Annotated in this window: 14 protein-coding genes; 6 read left to right on the top strand and 8 right to left on the bottom strand. The window is 66.3% G+C overall.

Translation table 11 applies throughout. The features are described from left to right. The first annotated feature begins 35 nt into the window (after positions 1-35). Entirely contained in the window at positions 36-773 is a 738-nt protein-coding gene (locus ASE52_RS22670; protein ID WP_057229403.1) for a hypothetical protein, read from the top strand. A gap of 3 nt (positions 774-776) precedes the next feature. On the opposite strand, the gene ASE52_RS22665 is transcribed toward ASE52_RS22670, so the two are convergent. From ASE52_RS22665 to ASE52_RS22655, 3 genes are read right to left on the bottom strand one after another with little or no spacing between them, the layout of a single operon-like run. Next, a complete protein-coding gene (locus tag ASE52_RS22665; RefSeq protein WP_057229401.1) occupies positions 777-2,132 on the bottom strand; it encodes a GAF domain-containing protein in 1,356 nt (451 codons plus the stop codon). Then, positions 2,129-2,620, bottom strand: coding sequence for a hypothetical protein (locus ASE52_RS22660; protein WP_010462813.1), 492 nt, complete (start codon positions 2,618-2,620; stop codon positions 2,129-2,131). The genes ASE52_RS22665 and ASE52_RS22660 overlap by 4 nt, the downstream gene beginning before the upstream one ends. 22 nt (positions 2,621-2,642) lie before the next feature. Next, positions 2,643-3,497 carry an ABC transporter permease gene (locus ASE52_RS22655; protein ID WP_057229399.1) on the bottom strand — a complete coding sequence of 285 codons (855 nt, stop codon included), beginning with the start codon at positions 3,495-3,497 and terminating at the stop codon, positions 2,643-2,645. Positions 3,498-3,620: 123 nt separating this feature from the next. On the opposite strand from ASE52_RS22655, the gene cynS reads away from it, so the two are divergent. Next, entirely contained in the window at positions 3,621-4,064 is a 444-nt protein-coding gene (gene cynS / locus ASE52_RS22650; RefSeq protein ID WP_057229397.1) for a cyanase, read from the top strand. A 109-nt stretch (positions 4,065-4,173) separates the two neighbouring features. Here the strand turns inward: cynS and ASE52_RS22645 are convergent, their stop codons facing one another. Next, positions 4,174-4,746 carry a DUF3455 domain-containing protein gene (locus ASE52_RS22645; protein ID WP_057229395.1) on the bottom strand — a complete coding sequence of 191 codons (573 nt, stop codon included), beginning with the start codon at positions 4,744-4,746 and terminating at the stop codon, positions 4,174-4,176. A 332-nt stretch (positions 4,747-5,078) separates the two neighbouring features. On the opposite strand from ASE52_RS22645, the gene purT reads away from it, so the two are divergent. After that, a complete protein-coding gene (gene purT, locus ASE52_RS22640; protein WP_057229394.1) occupies positions 5,079-6,305 on the top strand; it encodes a formate-dependent phosphoribosylglycinamide formyltransferase in 1,227 nt (408 codons plus the stop codon). 90 nt (positions 6,306-6,395) lie between these two features. Further along, complete coding sequence (locus ASE52_RS22635; RefSeq protein ID WP_057229392.1) at positions 6,396-8,807, top strand: EAL domain-containing protein; 2,412 nt, start codon at positions 6,396-6,398, stop codon at positions 8,805-8,807. Here ASE52_RS22635 and ASE52_RS22630 read toward each other — a convergent pair. After that, on the bottom strand, positions 8,782-9,717 hold the full coding sequence (locus ASE52_RS22630; protein ID WP_057229706.1) for an ATP-binding cassette domain-containing protein: 936 nt from the start codon (positions 9,715-9,717) through the stop codon (positions 8,782-8,784). The two genes, ASE52_RS22635 and ASE52_RS22630, sit on opposite strands and share 26 nt — an antisense overlap. 127 nt (positions 9,718-9,844) lie before the next feature. Between ASE52_RS22630 and ASE52_RS22625 the strand changes: the two genes are divergently transcribed. Both ASE52_RS22625 and ASE52_RS22620 read left to right on the top strand, forming a co-directional pair. After that, on the top strand, positions 9,845-10,636 hold the full coding sequence (locus tag ASE52_RS22625) for a helix-turn-helix domain-containing protein (RefSeq protein WP_057229390.1): 792 nt from the start codon (positions 9,845-9,847) through the stop codon (positions 10,634-10,636). Between the two features lie 115 nt (positions 10,637-10,751). Further along, positions 10,752-11,378 carry an FMN-binding negative transcriptional regulator gene (locus ASE52_RS22620; RefSeq protein WP_057229388.1) on the top strand — a complete coding sequence of 209 codons (627 nt, stop codon included), beginning with the start codon at positions 10,752-10,754 and terminating at the stop codon, positions 11,376-11,378. A gap of 85 nt (positions 11,379-11,463) precedes the next feature. Here the strand turns inward: ASE52_RS22620 and ASE52_RS22615 are convergent, their stop codons facing one another. The 3 genes from ASE52_RS22615 to ASE52_RS22605 all read right to left on the bottom strand — a co-directional run bounded on the left by ASE52_RS22615 (position 11,464) and on the right by ASE52_RS22605 (position 16,254). Then, positions 11,464-12,600: a GGDEF domain-containing protein gene (locus ASE52_RS22615; RefSeq protein ID WP_057229385.1), complete on the bottom strand. Its 1,137-nt coding sequence runs from the start codon at positions 12,598-12,600 to the stop codon at positions 11,464-11,466. A 30-nt stretch (positions 12,601-12,630) separates the two neighbouring features. Further along, on the bottom strand, positions 12,631-14,112 hold the full coding sequence (locus tag ASE52_RS22610) for an AMP nucleosidase (RefSeq protein ID WP_057229383.1): 1,482 nt from the start codon (positions 14,110-14,112) through the stop codon (positions 12,631-12,633). A 69-nt stretch (positions 14,113-14,181) separates the two neighbouring features. Next, positions 14,182-16,254, bottom strand: coding sequence for a bifunctional diguanylate cyclase/phosphodiesterase (locus ASE52_RS22605; protein WP_057229381.1), 2,073 nt, complete (start codon positions 16,252-16,254; stop codon positions 14,182-14,184). Between the last annotated feature and the right edge of the window lie 99 nt (positions 16,255-16,353).

The following is a 16,353-nucleotide window of genomic DNA, read 5'->3' as shown; positions in this document are numbered from 1 at the left end:
GCTGAAAGAGCCCACCGGGGCCATGAAAGAACGTGATGAAAATTGATTCCCGCGAAATCGCCGCACTGGCCCAAGCCCAGCCCTCCGCCCCCCGCATGGACATGTACGCAGGCATTCACAAGGCCCTGCGCGCCTTCATGGCCGACACGCTGCTGGGCCTGGGTCGCATGGATGTGGACGACGACCTGGAGTTTGCGCAGACCTGCGACCGGGTGATGCAGATGCTCGACTTCTGCCGATCGCACTTGCGCCACGAGAACCAGTTCGTGCACGCGGCCATGGAGGCGCGGCAGCCTGGCTCCAGCCAGCGGGTGGACAGCGAACATGTCGAGCATGAGCAGGCCATTGCTGCGCTGGCGGCCGGTGTGTCGCATTTGCTGTCTTGCGCGCGGCCGTCGCGTCCCGCTGCCACACAGGCCTTGTACCGCCAGCTCGCGCTGTTCATCGCCCACAACTTTGAGCACATGCACGAAGAGGAGACAGCGCATAACCAGGTGCTGTGGGACCGCTACAGCGACGAAGAGCTGGTGCGCATCCACGACGAACTGGTTGCGTCCATTCCGCCCCAGGAAATGCTGACGACGGCCCGCTGGCTCGTGCCTTTCATGTCACCTGCCGAACGCACGGCCATGCTGTCGGACATGCAGCAACATGCCCCCAAGCCGGTGCTGGCGGCGGTGCTGGCCCACGTGCAGCCCCACCTCACGCAGCAGGAATGGACGAAGCTGGTTCGCAGCCTGGGGCTGCCTCCGGTGCCCGGGCTGGTGCACTGAAGCTCAAGCGTCTTCCAGCACCAGGGGGCGCAGCACACACAGCCGAAAGCGCCCACGCCCGGTCTTTTCGATGTGGATGTGCGGGCTGTTTTCCTGCAGGCGGCGCTGCAACAGCAGCAGCCGGGCTTCAAGGTTGTCGGCCACGTCGGGCAGGCGCAGCGCGGGGTCCAGGCGCAGTTCGCGGTTGGTGAAGTCCACGCGGCCACTCGCCAGGTGGTCGCGCAGCAACTTGCAGAAGATGGCGCCCGCCACGCCTTTGATCAGGTAGTCGTCATTGATGAAAACGCTGTCGTTGGCCGCGAAATGTCGCACGCGCAGGGCTGCGCCGCTGAGGGCGGGTGGGCGGGCTGTCGCTGGTTGTGGCTCTGCCGTGACTTCGGGCGCCGCCTGCAGCAGGTCGATGGCGGCGGCCAGCTGCCCGGCGATGGCCACGAGCAGGTCTTCGTCCTCGAAGCCAAAGCGCATGTCCTCGGGGCTTTCGGCAAACAACACGCCCAGCAGGCGCCCGGCCGACACCAGCGGCACGGCGACCTGGCTGTGCGGCTCCGCGAGGCCCGGGTAGGGAATGTCCATGCCGCGCTGCAGCGGCGCGCCGGCATCGGCATGGGCGTCCAGGCTGTCGCGGATGGCATGGCTGTAGCGCGCGGCGTTGGTCACGTGGCTGATGCGTACCGGTGTGCGCTCTTGCGCGGCCACACCGATCACGCCCTGCCCGAGGCGGATCTCAGACCCCACGCCGGAGGTGGCGTAGCCATGGCTTGCCACCGTGTAAAGCTGCTCGGCCGTGGCATCCAGCATGAGCACCATCGCGTGGCCGATATCGAGATGCTCTTGCAAGGTGCTGAGCGTGCAGGCCAGCAATTCGTCCAGCCCCACGCAGCGGGCCATGCGTTCACTGCCCGTGCGCAGGGCATGCAGCAGCCCGGGGCGCTGCGGCGGGGGTGGCAGGCTGTCGCCCGAGACGGCCTCGATCCGCTCTACCAGGTAGATGTCTGCGCCCTTGAGATCAAAGACGCCCGCCATGCCGGCATGCGAGGCGATGCCCGCCAGTTGCGCGCGCATGCTCTCGAACACCGGGCCATGGTCTTCGGTGCGCTCGTAGTACAGGTGCAGCCGGTAGAAGCTGGCCGTGCGCGGGTCCAGCACCAGCACGGCGGCGCGCGGATTGCGCAGGATGTTCTGGCGGGTCTTGTTGAAGAACTGGAACGAGAGCGCGACATGCCCCTCGTCCACATAAACGGCCTGCGAGATGTAGGCCACGTTGGGCGTACCGTCCGCGTCGCAGGTGGCCATGATGGCCGGGATGGCACCTTCCAGGCAGGGGCGGATGGCGTGCAGCGACAGGCCCACGGTGCTCATGCGGCCTGCGGTCCTGTCAGGGCGGCGCCGGCGCGGGGGCCTGGCGTTTGGTCGAAAGCCGCGGTGGGTGTGAAGCTGACCGCCACCACATCGGCCAGCGGCGCGGCCAGCATGGCACCCACGTAGCGCGGGCCATAGCCGACCAGGCCCACCTCGTGCTCCATGGAGCGCAGGTAGGCCTGCAGCACGGGCAGGTCTTCCTCCGTGGCCGCGCGTTGATGCGCCTGGAGGGCCTTGAGCTGGAGCGTGCGGTGGGTGGCGGGTTCGCTGAACACCACTGCGATCCGCCCGGTATCCGCAATGTCCTGCAGCAACTGGCGCGACTGGCTGCGCCGCAGGTACACCGTGACGCAATGCCCATCGGCGCTGAGGTGGCTGCCCACCGCCCGCATGATGCTGGGCTGCAGCGCCGCGCTGCACGACGCCACGATGGCGGAGACACCCTTGGACACCATCGCGATGCGGCCTGGGTCGAGCAGCAAGGTCATGGGCGGGCCGGTAAATGCGCGGTCATGCCCTGAAGCGCTTGCGGGTCAGCGCCAGCGCCACCCAGAACGCAGCCACGGTGGTCACCACCAGCACCAGCCCGTGGCGCCACGGGTGGGCGGGCCACTGGTCCATGAACAGCGGGCGCACCAGCTCGACCGCGTTGGTCAGCGGCAGCCAGTCGGAAATCGCGCGCACGATGGGTGGCAGCTGCTCGCGCGGGAAGAACACGCCCGAGAGGAACATCATCGGCGTGAGCACCAGCGTGAAGTAGTAGGTGAAGAAGTCATACCCTTTGGCCAGCGCATTGAAGATGAGCGCGATGCTGGAGAACATCACTCCCACGAACAGCAGCACCGGCCAGGCCACCAGCAGCTTGGGGCTGTGGCTGATGCCCAGCGCCAGCATCACGCCCAGGATGGCGGTGACAGTGAACAGGGCCTTGAAGGCGGCCCACAGCATTTCGGCCAGCACCACGTCGTCCAGGCTGATGGGCGCATTCATGATGCCGTCCCAGGTCTTTTGCACATGCATGCGTGAAAAGGCTGAATACAGCGCCTCGAAGCTCGCTGCGTTCATCGCGCTCATGCAGATTGAGCCACTGGCCAGGAACAGGATGTAGGGCACTTTGGTGTCGCCACCCGCCCCCGCGACGTTCACCTGCCCCACCAGTGCCCCCATGCCGTAGCCAAAGGCCACCAGCCACATCAGTGGCTCGGCAATGTTGCCCACCAGGCTGGGGATGGCCAACTTGCGCCACACCAGCAGGTTGCGCATGAACACTGGCCAACAGCGCGCTGACAGGCTGGGTGCGCGCCACACGGATGGAGGAGGTGGGGAGACGGAGGAGACTGGCGGGGAGGGGGGGGCGGTCTGCATGCGCTTATTGTGCGGCGTCGGGTTCGCGACAGCCAGCACTTGTCGTGCGCCAGGGCAGGCATGGGCATTGCTTGTGCCACGGAGGTACCGATCTTTGTCCTTACAACACCCCCAGGAGACTGCATGAACCGCACCAACGTCACCGAGAAAATCATCAGCACCAAGGTCGCCAAAGGCCTGCAGTGGAGCGCCATCGCCAAGAAGGTCGGCCAGTCCAAGGAGTGGACGACCGCCCTGTGCCTGGGCCAGATGACCGCCACCCCCGAGCAGGCCAAGGTGCTGGGCAAGATCTTCGGCCTCACGGCCGAGGAGCAGAAGTGGCTGCAGGTGGTGCCCTACAAGGGCTCGCTGCCCACGCCCGTGCCTACCGACCCGCTCATCTACCGCTGGTACGAGGTCGTGAGCGTGTACGGCACCACCATCAAGGAGCTGATCCACGAGGAGTTTGGCGACGGCATCATGAGCGCCATCGACTTCAGCATGGACATCACGCGCGAGGCCGACCCGAAAGGTGACCGCGTGAACGTCGTTTTGTCGGGCAAGTTCCTGCCGTATAAACAGTATTGACCCCTGAGGCGCTGCGCGCTTTCCCCCAAGGGGGACGCACCCGGTGGCCTGGCGGAGCCAGTTCCACGGGTGCGCTGGCGGGGCGCTGTGCCGGCGTCGGGGGCGCTGCCTACGCGGCCTTCCAGAAGATGTAGTCGGCCTGGTACTTGACGATCTGGCGCTCGCCCTTGTTGGCGGGCGCACAGGTCGAGGCGGGCGCCACGCCGCCCTTCAGGGCCACGCGCTGGATGAAGGTCACACCTGACATGGCGCCGGTGCCCATGGCGGGGTTGGCCTTGACCAGCTGATACGGCAGGTTGCCTGCACCCGATGGCGCCACGGCCAGCTGGGTGGCGGTCAGCTTGGAGCCATCGCCCGACTCCCAGGTGGCAGGTGGGCCGTAGTAGGTGCCCACTTGTTTGCCGCTGCGGTCGTTCAGTACCGCCTTGGGGCCCACGAACACCCATTCGGTCTGGCCGGGCGCGTTGGCCTTGTCGCGGCATTCGTAGGTGATTTCGCCCACGCCCACGGTTTCCATGGCGACCTTGTTGCCTGCCGGCACCTTGATGGTGTCGGGCAGGCTGTCTTGTGAGTACATGGGGCTGGCGGAGGGCTTCATGGCGCCGCAGGCCGCCAGCAAGGTCGCGGCGGCAAGTGCGCAGGTCAGGGGAGCGAGGCGAGAGTGCATGGGCTGGGTGTGCATGGTGGTTCCCTTTTCTTCAATGGGGTTGAGGGCACAGCGGCCACGGAAAGACCGGCTGCAACAGGGAGTACGTGCGCAAGCGCGGCCTGGATGTGCCCCGTGCAAAATAAACATGACTTACGCAAAACAGGGTGTAGACAAGCGGTTCACCCCAAGGCGAGGCGGTTGTTGCATCCCGATTTGCGTAATTCCTGGTCAATTCGGGCGGACTTGTTCCGCGCTGGCGCTCCCTGTGGTTTCACCCGGAACCCATGCATTAAAGTCGCCAGATGGCGGTGGCCGGTTCACCGCCTTCCGCTGCCCTTGCCCTCACTTTTTCTGGAAAACCTCCCATGACCACCCTCGGAACCCCCCTGTCCCCCCATGCCACCAAAGTCATGCTGCTGGGCTCGGGCGAGCTGGGCAAGGAGGTGCTGATCGCCCTGCAGCGCCTGGGCGTGGAGACCATCGCGGTGGACCGCTACGACAACGCCCCCGGCCAGCAGGTGGCTCACCACGCGCGCACCATCACCATGAGCGACCCGGCGCAGCTCAAGGCCCTGATCGAGGCCGAGCGCCCCCACCTGGTGGTGCCCGAGATCGAGGCCATCGCCACCCCCATGCTCGAAGAGCTGGAGGCTGCCGGCACCGTGCGCGTCATTCCCACGGCCCGCGCCGCCCGCCTGACGATGGACCGCGAAGGCATCCGCGTGCTGGCCGCCGAGACGCTGGGCCTGCCCACCAGCCCGTACAAGTTCTGCAACTCGCTCGAAGAGCTGCAGGCCGCCATCGATGCAGGCATCGGCTACCCCTGCATCGTCAAGCCCGTGATGAGCAGCTCCGGCAAGGGCCAGAGCAAGATCGACGGCCCGGCTGACGTCAAGAAGGCCTGGGACTACGCCATGGCCGGCGGCCGCGTGAGCCACGGCCGCGTGATCGTCGAGGGCTTCATCGACTTCGACTACGAAATCACCCAGCTCACCGTGCGCTCGGTGGGGGCGGATGGCCAGATCGCCACCAGCTTCTGCGACCCTATCGGCCACGTGCAAATCAGCGGCGATTATGTGGAAAGCTGGCAGCCCCACCCCATGCACCCGGCGGCGCTCGAGAAGTCGCGCCAGATCGCCAAGGCCGTGACCGACAACCTGGGCCAGGGCTTTGACGGGAAACCCTCCGGGCTTGGCCTTTTCGGCGTGGAGCTGTTCGTCAAGGGCCAGGACGTGTGGTTCAGCGAAGTGAGCCCCCGCCCCCACGACACGGGCCTGGTCACTTTGTGCACCCAGCACCAGAGCGAATTCGAGCTGCACGCCCGCGCCATCCTGGGCCTGCCGGTGGACACCCGCCTGCGCAACCCCGGCGCGAGCGCGGTGATCTACGGCGGAGTGGACGCCGTGGGCATCGTTTTCGACGGCGTGGAAGAAGCCCTGCGTGTGCCCGACACTGACCTGCGCCTGTTCGGCAAGCCCGAAAGTTTCACCAAGCGCCGCATGGGCGTGGCGCTGGCGCGTGCGGCCGATGTGGAGACGGCGCGCGGCAATGCCAAGCTCGCGGCCCGCAAGGTCAAACCGCGCAAGGTGTGAAGGCGGGCCGCCGTTCCGACGGCGCTGCATACTGTTGGAAATACGTGGCACCGGGGTTGCGGTGCCGCCAGATCTTTCAAGAGGTCTCTTTTGAGCTTGCGTGCGCGTATCTTGTGGCTGGTGTTGGCGGCGTCGCTGCTGCCGGTGCCTGCCATTTTGTGGCTGTTGCTGGAGATCCGTTCGGTCACAACTGCACAGGCGCGTGAGCGGCTGGTTGCGCGCGCCGGCATCATCGCCAGCGACCTCGATGACAAGATCGCGGGCACCGGGCAATTGTTGTTTGGCCTGGGCCGGGTGCCCCTGCTCAGCGGGAATGACAAGGCGGCCTGTTCCGACTTTCTGGCCGACGTGCTCAAGGAGCACCCGCAGTACACGGGCCTACTCACCATCCGGCCGGACGGATCCCTTTTTTGCGATTCGCTGCGCAGCGGCCGCCAGCTCGATCTGCGGGACCGACACTACTTCCAGCGTGCCCTGACGGCCACCAAGCCCGTCATGGAAGCCGTCATCGGGCGCCTGACGGGCAAGGGCGTGCTGCAGGTGGCCTACCCGGTCCGCGAGGCCGATGGTGCGCTGCGCTACATCCTTCTCGCATCGCTCGATATGCAGGCCTATGGCAGCGCGATGGTGCAGGCCCAGCGCTACGAGCGCATGCACCTTCAGGTGTGGAATGGAGATGGTTCGGTGGTCATGGACTTCCAGCGCGCCGGCGGCAGCCCGCTGTCTCTGCAGGCTGTTGAGCGCGACTTCATGGGTCGCCCCGAGGGCGGGCACGATCTGATCGAAGGCGCTGACGGAGTGCGCCGCGTCTGGGTGCGCGCACAGCTTCCCCGCTCGCACGATGCCGAGCTGCGCCTGGCTCTGGCCGTTCCCGAGGACGACCTCCAAGGTCCGGTGGAGAGCCAGTTCCGCTGGGCGCTGGGGGGCTTGCTCGCACTGGCTGCCGTGGTGTTCGCGGCGGCGCTGCTGCTGGTGGAGTTTGCGGTGCGCCGCTATGCCACTCGTGCGATCCGGGCGATCGGGAGGATGGATGTGGGCAACTATGCCGAACCCATCGGTGCGCCCTATCCCCCCGGCGAACTGGGCGAGGTGGCGCGGGCCCTGGACCGCATGGCCGCCTCGCTGTTGCGCCAGCAGCAGACCATTGCCCAGCACACCGAGACCCTGGAGCGCCAGGCCCGCGTGGACCCGCTGACACAGCTGGCCAACCGTTATTGCCTGTCCGAGCGCCTGGACGCCGCCCTGGTCAGGGCACGCGACACCGGCCGCATGGTGGGTGTGCTGGTGATGGATCTGGACCGCTTCAAGGGTGTGAACGACAGCCTGGGCCACAGCCGGGGCGATCTGCTGCTGCAGGAGGTGGCGACGCGGCTGCAGGCCTGTGTGGGCGATGGCGGCATCGTGGCGCGGCTGGGCGGGGACGAGTTTGTGGTGGTGCTGCCCGACCTGCCCGGGGTCTCTGCCGTGGAGCCCATGGCCCAGCAGATGCTGCAGGCGTTGACCCTGCCTGTGGAGACGGGCTCCACCAGTTGGCTGCTGAGCACCAGTCTGGGCATTGCGATGTTCCCGCGCGACGGCGAGTCGGGCGATGTGCTGCTGCGCAACGCCGATGTGGCCATGTACGGTGCCAAGAACCAGGGAGGCAATCGGCTGGCGTTTTTCAGCCAGCACATGACCGAAGCGCTGACCGAACGTTTGCACATCGAAGCGGGCCTGCGCCATGCCATCGAGCACGGAGGCCTGCGTTTGCATTACCAGCCCATCATAGATGCGCGCACGGGTCGCGTTTCTTCCGTCGAGGCGCTGGTGCGCTGGCAGGACCCCGAGCGGGGCCTTGTGTCACCGCTGCAGTTCATTGGTATCGCCGAAGAAACGGGCCTGATCGTCCCCCTGGGAGACTGGGTGCTGCGCGAGGCCTGTGCGCAGGCCCGCGGCTGGATGGAGGCGGGTTGGGGTGCAATTCCCGTGGCAGTCAATCTGTCGGCCCGCCAGTTCCAGGAGCCTTCACTGGACCAGACCGTGGCGCACGCCCTGCAGTCCACGGGGTGCCCGCCTGGGTTGCTGCAGATCGAAATCACCGAAAGCTCGATCATGGACCCCGTGGAGCAGGCCCTGCAAACCATGGACCGGCTCACCGCACTGGGGGTGCAACTCGCGATTGATGACTTTGGCACCGGCTATTCGTCGCTCAGTCAGCTCAAACGGTTTCCGGTGCGCAAGCTCAAGATCGACAGGTCTTTCGTGCGGGACCTGGGGCACGATGGTAGTGGCGAGGTGCTGGTCGATGCCATCGTGGCGTTGGCCCAGAAGCTGGGCCTGCGCACTGTGGCCGAAGGGGTGGAGACCGAGTACCAGGCGGCTTGGCTGGCGCGGCAGGGGTGTGACGAATTCCAGGGCTATCTGTTCTCCCAGCCGTGCACGCCCGAGGCACTGGAACAAGTGCTGCGTGAGCGCAACCTGCCACCGGCAGGCGGACTCACTCCCGGATCTGCCGCCCCGTGAGTTTGAGGAACAGATCTTCCAGATTGGCAGGCCGGTGCAGCGTGCGCAGGTGGCCGTGGGTGGCCAGCGCCTGCAGCAGCGGCTGGGCGTTCTGGGTGTAGAAAAATACGGTCTCGCCGCTGATTTCCACTCGGGCGGCCAAGGCGCGCAGCGCGGCATCCTCGGCCATCTGGACGGCGCCCACCCCAAACACCTCCACCACATCGGGCTCCAAGTGCTGGGCGATCAGTTCGCGCGGGCGGCCTTCGGCGATCTTCTTGCCATGGTCCAGTACCAGAAGGCGCGAGCACAGGCGCTCGGCTTCGTCCATGAAGTGTGTGGTCAGCAGAATCGACTTGCCTTGCTGCAGCAGGAGTTGCAGCCGCTCCCACATCAGATGGCGGGCCTGCGGGTCCAAGCCGGTGGTGGGCTCGTCCAGCAACAGCAGGCGCGGGTTGTTGACCAGCGAGCGAGCCAGCGACAGGCGCCGTTTCATGCCGCCCGACAGCTCGCCCGGCTTGGCATCTGCCTTGTGGGTGAGGGCGGCGAACTCCAGCAACTGAGGCACTCTTTCGTCCATCACCGTACCCTTGATGCCAAAGTAGCGGCCGAAGACGCGCAGGTTTTCGGCGCAGGTGAAGTCTGGGTCCAGTGTGTCGAACTGCGTGACCACGCCCAGCTGCGCCTTGATGGCCAGCGCATCGCGCGGCATGTGCAGCGGGGTGCCACCCGCTTTCGGATGGAAGTGCACCGCACCTCCATCGGGCGCCGCCAGGCCCAGGCACATGCGGATGGTGGTGGTCTTGCCTGCGCCGTTGGGGCCGATGACGCCCAGGCATTCGCCGGGGGCAATGGCAAACGACACGTCGTCGACCACGGTGGTTTCGCCATAGCGTTTGCGCAGGTTCAGGGCTTCAAAGAGTACGGTCATGGGTTGATTGTGTGCGATGCCGGCGCTCCCAGGGCGGCGGGGTGCCAAGAGCCCATTGGCCGGTTGCCGCGCCATGGTGTGGGGCAAGGATTTGTCGCGCAAGGCGCATGACGGAACGAAAGGGGATATGGGAATTGCTGTGCTGGACCGCGGTTATGTAGAGCTGCCGTTGGGCACACTGGATGCCACCCGGATCGAAGCGGTGTGGCGCTATGGCCTGGCTGCGGGGCAGCCGCAGCGGGTGCTGCCAGACGGCCGCATGGACCTGGTCGCGCATTGTGTGCTGCATCCGGACAGTTCTGTGGCGTCGGTCCGGCTGGTCGTGGCGGGCCCCGCCGACACGGCCACGCAGGTGGTGTTGCGCGCCGACACCGTGCTGGTGGGCGTGCGCTTTCACATGGGCTGGGGCGGTGTGTGCCTGGGGGTTGTGCCCCACACGCTGCGCAACCAGGCCCTCACGGGGCCATGTGCCTTGGCGCTGCTGGGTCCGCTGGCCGATGCGGTGGTGCGCGCAGACACCGTGCCGCGTGCCCAGGCCGCCTTGTGTGCTGCGGTCAGTACGTTGGCTGCGCGGGCGGTGGTCACTGCCGCGCATGGCCGGGCACTCCAGGCCATCGCTCGAATGAAACAACGCGTCCAGGCCGGGGCCTTTGGCGAGGCGGCGGGCGCAGAAAGTTCGTCGCGCACCCTGCGCCGGGACATTGTGGCGGTGGCCGGCTTCCCCCTTCGGACCCTATCGGGTGTTTTGCGTTTCCAGCGCGCCCTGGAGCTGCTGGACGCCGGAGGTGGCCCGCTCAGCGGGGTGGCCGTGGCGGCTGGTTACACCGATCAGGCGCACATGACCCGGGAGTTCCGCCGGTTTGGCGGCTTTACGCCCACAGTGCCGCCACCGGCTCCGCTGGTCCGCTTGTTCGGATAAAAACGGCTCCGAATCGGTAGGGCCTTCCTCGGGCTGCGATTGGAGCGTGGCCGAAACGTTCAAGACGCAAACCTTGCCCAGGGCCAGACTGCGGGTTTCTGATTGCCCCAATGCCATGCACAGCCAACCTCTTTTCCAGCTGGAAGACCCCCATGCCATTCACCACCTCATGCGCGCCTATCCATTGGCCACGGTGGTGGCCGTGACGCGCCAGGGGCTGGAGGCGAATCTGCTGCCCCTGGAACTTTGCACCGAAGAGGGGGGACCCACACGGCTGCGGGGACATGCGGCGCGGGGGCACCCGCTGCTGCAGCCGGGCATGGACGGCGCTGAGGTGCTGGCTGTTTTTCAGAGTCCCAACGCCTACATTTCACCGCGCTGGTATGTGAATGGCCAGCGCAGCGGCCGCCTGGCACCCAGCTGGAACTATGCGGCCGTCGAGGCGCGGGGGCGCCTGCGCTGCGTCGATTGCCGTGACTGGCTGCAGGCCCACCTGCAGGCGCTCACGCTCTCGCAGGAGGCCCGGCGCGACGCGCCGTGGCTGCTGGAGCATGCCGACTCCGGGTTTGTGGAAGAGGCCGCCCGGCGTTTGCGGGGTTTTGAAATCGATATCGATCATCTGACGGGAAAACGGTTCCTGTCGCAGCAACGCACCGAGGCGGATCGGCGTAGCCTGATCGAACACCTGTCCAAGGAGGGCTCGGGCGCCGCGCACGATGTGGCCCGGCTGGTGGTTCCGTGAGGGGGCATGAAAAAAGGCTGCTAGCGCTTATTTGTCAAACGCTCTTTGCTATTCAAAAAATAGCATTCACCTCCTGGTGCAAGGCTCAGGATGCCGCCATCAACCGGCCGCGGCCTGCGGTTTTTGCCTCGTACAACGCGCCGTCGGCACGGGCCATGAGTTCGGCCAGGCCCGATTCGCCAGGCTCCATCACGGCCATTCCGGCGCTGTAGTCCAGCGCAAAGCCCAGTTCTACCACGCTGGCCGCATGCAGACGCCGACGAAGGCGCCGGTCGAACGACAGGCCTGCCGGGGCGCTGTTGTGCAACAGCAGCACGCCAAACTCCTCGCCGCCCAGTCGTCCTACCAGGTCGCCGCTGCGGCTCGTGTCGCCCAGCAGCCGCGCAAATAGCTGCAGGGCTCGGTCCCCTGCCTCATGTCCTTGGGTGTCGTTGACGCGTTTGAAGTGGTCCAGGTCCAGCATCAATGCAGTCATGGGCAACTGGTGGCGGATGGCGTGGGCCAGAAGGCTGCCCCCCTGCGTGGTGAAGCCACGCCGGTTGAGCAGGCCCGTCAGGCCGTCGGTCATGGCCAGCGTGCGCAGCTTCTGCTCGGCCTCGTAGCGCCAGGCCACCAGCACGGCGACGGTGCCAAGCACCAGGCTCACATTGGTGGCCAGGGCTGCGGCCAGGTTGATTGGGTGGGGGGTGCGGAAACTCGGGTATTGGTCGGTAAAGGCTCCCAGCAGCCCGCGCGCCAGCGTGAAAGCGGCCGACGTGAGCAGGCAGCCCAGCAGCAGCGCGCGCCAGCGCCCATCTGCCAGCACGCGCGGGTACAGCGTGGCGCGCGCCACGATGCACAGAATGACCGCCATCAGCCCGTTGGCCCAACCCACGCGCCATGCGTAGTGGCCAAACCCCAGCGTGTAGCCCAGTGGTGCCAGGACCACCAATGCCAGCAGCACGCGCCGCAGGGGGCGCGGGCCCAGCCACTCTTCCAGGGCCCGGTATAGCATCCACTGCGCTGCTGCATTGCAGGCAATCGACACGGTGGACAGCGCCTGGTCCCACAGGGTGGACGAGGCAATGATGGCGGCCCAGGCTACGGCCTGCAGCAGCATGCTGGCTTGCACATGGCGGGCTGCGCGGCCAACGTCCCGGCCCATGATCATGGGCAGCGCGGCCGAGATCATGAACAGGTTGGCCGCCATGACGGCCATCAGCGTCAAAAAATCCAGTGGCATGGGTCGAATCGGCCCCGTGATTCGGGGTGTTTACTGGAACGCGACTTCGGCAAAACTGCGCAGCTTGCGGCTGTGCAGCCGGTCCACGCCACCGTTGCGCAGGATCTCGATGGCGCGCATGCCGATGCGCAGGTGCTGGTCCACCCGCTCGCGGTAGAAGTGGTTGGCCATGCCGGGCAGCTTGATTTCGCCGTGCAGGGGCTTGTCGCTCACGCACAGCAGGGTGCCGTAGGGCACGCGGAAGCGGAAGCCGTTGGCGGCGATGGTGGCGCTTTCCATGTCCAGCGCCACGGCGCGGCTCTGGCTGAAACGGCGCTGGGGCGTGTTGTCGGGCAGCAGCTCCCAGTTGCGGTTGTCGGTGCTGGCCACGGTGCCGGTGCGCATCACGCGCTTCAGGTCGGCGCCGCTGATCTGTGTGACATCGGCCACGGCCTGCTGCAATGCGAGCTGGATCTCGGCCAGCGCCGGGATGGGCACCCACAGCGGCAGGTCTTCGTCCAGCACATGGTCCTCACGCACATAGGCGTGGGCCAGCACGTAGTCGCCTAGCCGCTGGCTGTTGCGCAGGCCCGCGCAGTGGCCCAGCATCATCCAGGCGTGGGGGCGCAACACGGCGATGTGGTCGGTGATGGTCTTGGCGTTGGCGGGGCCTACGCCGATGTTGACCATGGTGATGCCGCTGCTGTCCGCGCGCACGAGGTGGTAGCCGGGCATTTGCGGCAAGCGCGGCGGGGCCACGCCCAGTTCGTCGCCGGGCTGGGCACTCAATCCCACGCGGCGGGTCACAACATTGCCCGGCTCGATGAAGGCGATGTACTCGCTGTCGGGTTTGGCCATCTCGGCATGGCCCAGGCGCACGAATTCGTCGATGTAGAACTGGTAGTTGGTGAACAGCACGAAGTTCTGGAACCACTCGGGTGCCGTGCCGGTGTAGTGGCGCAGGCGGTGCAGCGAGTAGTCCACGCGTGGTGCGGTGAACAGCGACAGGGGTTGTGCCTCGCCCGGGCGGGCTTGCCAGGTGCCGTTGGCAATGCCGTCGTCCATGGCTGCCAGGTCGGGCAGGTCGAACACGTCGCGCATCAGCATGCGGCGCTCGGGTGTCAGCGTGCCCTCGATGTGGTCGTGCTCGGCAAATGAGAAGTGGATCGGAATCGGGTGGGCACTGGTGCCCACTTCCAGCTCCACGTTGTGGCTGGCACGCAGCAGACGGAACTGCTCGGCGTAGTAGTGGGCAAACAGATCGGGCCGGGTGAGGGTGGTTTCGTAGCGCCCAGGGCCTTCCACAAAACCATAGGCCAGCTTGGTGTCGGCCCGCGCCACGGTGGTGGTGTGCACCCGTACAAAGGGGTAGAACGCGCGCACGGCGCCTTCGGGCGTTTCACCCGCCACAAAACGCTGCATGGCGTCGCGCAGGTGGCCAATCTGTTGCTGGTAGATGCGCTGCACCTGGGACAGTGCGTCGGCCGGGTCGGTGTGGCGGGTAGGGGCGATGAAGTCGGGGATGAGGGGCATGCCCCTATTGTCCACAAGCCGGGAACGTGTTTGTGTGACGGGCCTCGGGAAAGGGAACTGAACAGGTCCTCACGCCGAAAAATCGCGCATCCAGCGCTGGAGCGCCTCGGCGTCCAGTGGCACGGACACCACATGCCCCTGGATCAGGTCGCACCCCAGGTCCTTGAGCAATTGCACCTGTGCCGGGGTTTCAACCCCCTCGGCCACGGTCTTGAGCTGCAGGCTGCGGGCCATCTGGATGATGGCCGTGACAATGGCCACGTCGTCGGGGTTGCCGGGCGTGTCCACCACAAAAGACCGGTCGATCTTGAGGCTGTCGATGGGGTAGCGCTTGAGGTAGGCCAGCGACGAATACCCCGTGCCAAAGTCGTCGATGGAGATGCCCACGCCCAGCGCCTTGAGAGCGTTGAGGGTGTCCAGCACCTGGCCGGTCTGGTGCATCAGCACGGATTCGGTCAGCTCGATGCCCAGGTACTGCGGCGCCAGGCCGGTATCGCGCAGCACGGTCGCGATCTCGCCCGCCACATCGCGCTGGCGAAATTCGAGCGCCGACAGGTTGATCGCCACCGGCACCAGGGCCAGGCCCTTGTCCTGCCAGGCCTTGAGCTGGCGGCAGGCTTCGCGCATCACCCAGCGGCCAATGGGGGTGATGAGGCCGCGCGATTCCGAAAACGTGATGAACTCGTCTGGCCCCACCAGGCCGCGCTGCGGGTGGCGCCAGCGCACCAGCGCCTCCAGGCCCTGCAGGGAGCCGTCTTCCAGGCAGATCTGCGGCTGGTAGTGCAGCACAAAGGCGTTGTCCACAATGGCCTCGCGCAGCAGGCGCTCGTGCTGCAGCACGTCGATGGCGCTGGCCTCCATGCTGGGGGTGTAGAACTGGCGGTTGCCGCGCCCGCTGTCCTTGGCGTGGTGCATGGCCGCATCAGCGCAGCGCAGCAGCGCATCACCGGTGGCGGCATGTTCCGGGAAAAGGCTGATGCCGATCGAGGGGGATACCGTCAGCGGCACCTGGCCCAGGGTGAACACGCCGTGCATGGACTCCAGCAGCTTGTCGGCCACCCGGGCGGCATCGTCGGGGCCCTGCACATCGGTCAGCACCACCACAAACTCGTCGCCGCCCAGCCGCGCCACCACGTCGGCGTCGCGCACGCCCTGGCGCAGGCGTTCGGCCACATTGCACAGCAACTGATCGCCCGCATGGTGGCCCAGAGAATCGTTCACCGTCTTGAAATGGTCCAGGTTCACAAAAAGTACGGCTGCACGGCCATGGCGCCTGCGGGCCAGCGAAAGCACCTGCGACAGCTGCTCCATCAGGAAGTGCCGGTTGGGCAATTGCGTGAGGGTGTCGTGCAGCGCAATGAAGGCCTCGCGCTCCTGCGCCTGCTTGCGCGCGGTGATGTCCCGCACCACCACGATGCGGTAGTCCGCATGGTGCATCGGCATGGTCTTGCCCACCACTTCCACGGGAATGGCGTGGCCATCCTTGTGGCGGATGGTGACCTCGTAGGGGTCTTCGCGCCCGGTGCGCGTGTAGTCGAGTGCCACGGCCCGCCATTCGGGGCTGATGAAGTGGAAGATCGAGACGCCCACCACCTCCTGCAGCGCATAGCCTGTCAGGCGGGTGAGTGCCTCGTTGCCGTCGGTGATGATGCCGTCGCGGTGGAACACGATGGCCTCGTCCGTAGCCTCGGTGAACTTGCGCATGCGCTCTTCGCTCTGGCGCACCTGGCGTTCCGCGCGCCAGCGTTCGGTGATATCGGTGATCAGCACAAACGAACCCAACTGTGCCGAGGTGGCGTCGAAGTGCGGGATCAAGTTGACCTCGATCATGCGGACCTCGCCGTTGGGAAGCGTCTGCTCGCGCGTGTACTTCACGTGTTCGCGGCGGGTGGACCGCTCCACATGCGGCTGGATCGCCTGCCAGGCTTTGTCGCCAATGGCCTGCTGCACCGTGAGGCCCAGGATGGATTCGGTCGTGTGGCCGTTGTAGGCCGCGTAGCCCTGGTTGGCGAACTGGCAGCGCAGTGCGGGCACATCGTAGTAGGCCATCAGCGCGGGTATGGAGTCGGCGATCAGACGCAGCAGCGAGTCGCTAGAGCCCCCTTGCCCGGGGGGATTGGCTGCGTTGGTTGAATCTGGCATATCCCACCCGATGCTGAGAGCGTGTCCCCATCCCGATTGCACGGCAAAGCGGCCCCGTGCAGGCCGCAAATATGTTCTTTCGGTTATAGCCGATACGCC

The organism is Acidovorax sp. Root275, assembly GCF_001428965.1.
Classification (GTDB): domain Bacteria; phylum Pseudomonadota; class Gammaproteobacteria; order Burkholderiales; family Burkholderiaceae_C; genus Acidovorax; species Acidovorax radicis.
Note: the sequence above shows the minus strand (reverse complement) of the source record. Positions and strands in the feature narration are given on the sequence as shown.

Coding starts and splice junctions, on each gene's coding strand:
- ASE52_RS22670 (WP_057229403.1), top strand. CDS start 36: ATGAAAATTGATTCCCGCGAAATCGCCGCACTGGCCCAAGCCCAGCCC.
- ASE52_RS22665 (WP_057229401.1), bottom strand. CDS start 2,132: ATGAGCACCGTGGGCCTGTCGCTGCACGCCATCCGCCCCTGCCTGGAA.
- ASE52_RS22660 (WP_010462813.1), bottom strand. CDS start 2,620: ATGACCTTGCTGCTCGACCCAGGCCGCATCGCGATGGTGTCCAAGGGT.
- ASE52_RS22655 (WP_057229399.1), bottom strand. CDS start 3,497: ATGCAGACCGCCCCCCCCTCCCCGCCAGTCTCCTCCGTCTCCCCACCT.
- cynS (WP_057229397.1), top strand. CDS start 3,621: ATGAACCGCACCAACGTCACCGAGAAAATCATCAGCACCAAGGTCGCC.
- ASE52_RS22645 (WP_057229395.1), bottom strand. CDS start 4,746: ATGCACACCCAGCCCATGCACTCTCGCCTCGCTCCCCTGACCTGCGCA.
- purT (WP_057229394.1), top strand. CDS start 5,079: ATGACCACCCTCGGAACCCCCCTGTCCCCCCATGCCACCAAAGTCATG.
- ASE52_RS22630 (WP_057229706.1), bottom strand. CDS start 9,717: ATGACCGTACTCTTTGAAGCCCTGAACCTGCGCAAACGCTATGGCGAA.
- ASE52_RS22625 (WP_057229390.1), top strand. CDS start 9,845: ATGGGAATTGCTGTGCTGGACCGCGGTTATGTAGAGCTGCCGTTGGGC.
- ASE52_RS22620 (WP_057229388.1), top strand. CDS start 10,752: ATGCACAGCCAACCTCTTTTCCAGCTGGAAGACCCCCATGCCATTCAC.
- ASE52_RS22615 (WP_057229385.1), bottom strand. CDS start 12,600: ATGCCACTGGATTTTTTGACGCTGATGGCCGTCATGGCGGCCAACCTG.
- ASE52_RS22610 (WP_057229383.1), bottom strand. CDS start 14,112: ATGCCCCTCATCCCCGACTTCATCGCCCCTACCCGCCACACCGACCCG.
- ASE52_RS22605 (WP_057229381.1), bottom strand. CDS start 16,254: ATGCCAGATTCAACCAACGCAGCCAATCCCCCCGGGCAAGGGGGCTCT.